Annotated in this window: 1 protein-coding gene; it reads right to left on the reverse strand. The window is 56.4% G+C overall.

The features are described from left to right. Positions 1-303, reverse strand: a 303-nt coding sequence (locus tag EN804_RS36190) for a Ku protein (RefSeq protein WP_135922409.1), incomplete at both ends; no start/stop codon positions are given.

A 303-nucleotide genomic window follows, 5' to 3' on the forward strand; every position in this document is an offset into this window, starting at 1 on the left:
CATCTTCTTCGATCCCGCCAAAGTAAGTATTCTCGTCACGGACTTCATCCCCATAGCGCAGCGTCCACAGAACGATACCCTTGCCGCGTGGCTCAAGCATGACGGCGCGCTCGCGGCGGGTAATCACTAGACGTGAAATCCCCACCATGTTCTGCGCTTCCATCGCATCCCTGATGACCGAGAATGCTTCCTGGCCGACGGCATCGTTGGGTGAAAGATAATAGGGCGTGTCGAGCCATATCCACTCGATGCTGTCACGGGGCGTAAACGTCGAGATGTCGATGGTCTTTGTGCTGTCGAGCG

This window comes from Mesorhizobium sp. M8A.F.Ca.ET.161.01.1.1 (assembly GCF_004792105.1).
Classification (GTDB): Bacteria; Pseudomonadota; Alphaproteobacteria; order Rhizobiales; family Rhizobiaceae; genus Mesorhizobium.